The organism is Candidatus Deferrimicrobiaceae bacterium, assembly GCA_035256765.1.
GTDB lineage: Bacteria > Desulfobacterota > Deferrimicrobia > Deferrimicrobiales > Deferrimicrobiaceae > CSP1-8.
Genome location: DATEXR010000195.1, coordinates 1 through 1,780, shown reverse-complemented (window position 1 = coordinate 1,780; position 1,780 = coordinate 1). Strand labels below are relative to the sequence as shown.

Here is a 1,780-nt window from a genome sequence, read left to right as displayed (position 1 = left end):
GGTTGTGCGCCGGATACGTGGAACCGAACGACCGGGGCCCCTGGCTCGCGGAGGGGTCCCCTCGGCTACGCTCGCGACCTGCGCCCGCTCGCTGCCGGTTCCGCTCGACGCGATCCGTATCCTTCAGCGGGACACTCCTCCAACCGCACTACCGACAACCTCCAGGAGTGTCCCCCCGCCTCGTCGACCCCCCCGCATCGCCTAGGGCCCCCGGTTGCCGGCACCCTTGCAATGGGCGCATATGCGGCGCACGCCGCAGGGGATCCCCCGAGCGGGAAGCCCCGGCGGAACCGGCGGAGGCCCCGCCGTTTATAGGGTAAAAGGCTTGCATACCACATAGGAAGGGGAATGGCCGGGGAGAGGACCAATGGGCACGTTCGCTGGACGCAGCCGGGGAGCCGGGAGCTGACCGCGAGCGGGGACCCCGGAGGCGAAGCCGTTCTCGGCGCTCTCGTAACGGAGCGCCCAAATGCGGCGTCCGCCGCAGGGGATGGAAGAGTTCTTAGACGCCCCTGTTCTTGGGCACCCCGCCCTCATTCCCACCGGAGGAGGAGGCGGTACCCCCAGTACTTCCACCCCTCGACGAGAAAGAGGCGCGACAACCGGTACCAGGCGCCCTTTTTCCCCCAGTCCGACCGGACCGGAAGGACCGCGATCGAGACGGTGGGGGGCAGAACCGCCCGGAGAGCCAGGTGCGCCCGCGCGACATGGTAGTCGGAGGTGACGAGGATCACGTTCCGGAACGCCTGCGAGGTCACCGCGGTTTTAGCCGAAAAGGCGTTTTCCAGGGTGTTCGCCGACCACCCCTCGACGTGGATGCGCGGGAGGTCGTTGTGGGAAATCTCCGTCCCCGCGGGGAGAATGTTCGCGATTTTTGCGTTCCTTCCCGCTCCGAGGATGAAAAGCTCCTTCCCCATCCCCTCTTTCCAGGCGCGGAACCCTTCTGCGATCCGGTTCTCCCCCCCCGTCAGCACCAGGATGGCGTCGACCCCCTGGGCCGACGGCGCCGGCAGACCCCGGGCGAGAAGGTAGGGAATCGCACCGCCGGCGGCCAGAAGAAGGACGAGACCCGGCACGGCGGCTCGCACCCATCCCCTCTTCCGGCGGGGCCCCAGGGGAATTTGATCTTGCTTTCGTCCCATCATACGTGGTATTTATATAAGGTTTTTATCGCGGAGGAATCCATGGCAAAGTGCGCAATCTGCGGCAAAGGCCCCAATTTCGGGAACAGCGTTTCCCACGCCAACAACCGGAGCAGGAAGGTCTGGAAGCCCAACGTGCAGCGGGTGAAGACGGTCACCAACGGTACCGTCCGGCACATCCACGCCTGCACGCAGTGCATCAAGTCCGGGCGGGTATCGAAAGCCCTCTGACTCATTCGAGCGACGCGATCGCGTCGATCTCCACCAAAGCCCCCGCAGGAAGTTTGGCAACCTGAACGGTGGCGCGGGCGGGCGGGTTCTCCGGGAAAAACGTCCCGTACACTCCGTTCATCGCCGGGAAATCCGCCAGATCGACAAGATAGACGGTCGTCTTGACGACCGACCGCAGGGAGGCGCCGCCCGACGCAAGGACCGCCTCAAGGTTTTGCAGCACCCGTTCCGTCTGTACCTTGATCCCCCCTTCGACCATCTTCCCGGTGGCGGGGTCGAGCGGAATCTGGCCGGAGCAGAACAGGAACCCGCCCGAGCGGATCCCCTGGGAATAAGGCCCGATGGCTGCGGGGGCCTTTTCCGTTTTCACCGTCTCACGCACGGTTCACCCCTTCCCCCGCTCGACG

The 1,780-nt window shown here is 65.7% G+C and carries 3 protein-coding genes; 1 reads left to right on the top strand and 2 read right to left on the bottom strand.

Features of this window, described 5'->3' with window-relative positions; translation table 11 throughout:
* Positions 1-533 precede the first annotated feature (533 nt).
* Entirely contained in the window at positions 534-1,088 is a 555-nt protein-coding gene (locus tag VJ307_06630; GenBank protein ID HJX73816.1) for a YdcF family protein, read from the bottom strand.
* A gap of 96 nt (positions 1,089-1,184) precedes the next feature.
* On the opposite strand from VJ307_06630, the gene rpmB reads away from it, so the two are divergent.
* The gene (rpmB, locus tag VJ307_06625; GenBank protein ID HJX73815.1) at positions 1,185-1,373 is read left to right on the top strand and encodes a 50S ribosomal protein L28; all 189 of its coding nucleotides are present in this window, start codon (positions 1,185-1,187) and stop codon (positions 1,371-1,373) included.
* A 1-nt stretch (position 1,374) separates the two neighbouring features.
* Here rpmB and VJ307_06620 read toward each other — a convergent pair whose 3' ends face one another.
* Positions 1,375-1,755, bottom strand: coding sequence for a RidA family protein (locus VJ307_06620; GenBank protein ID HJX73814.1), 381 nt, complete (start codon positions 1,753-1,755; stop codon positions 1,375-1,377).
* Between the last annotated feature and the right edge of the window lie 25 nt (positions 1,756-1,780).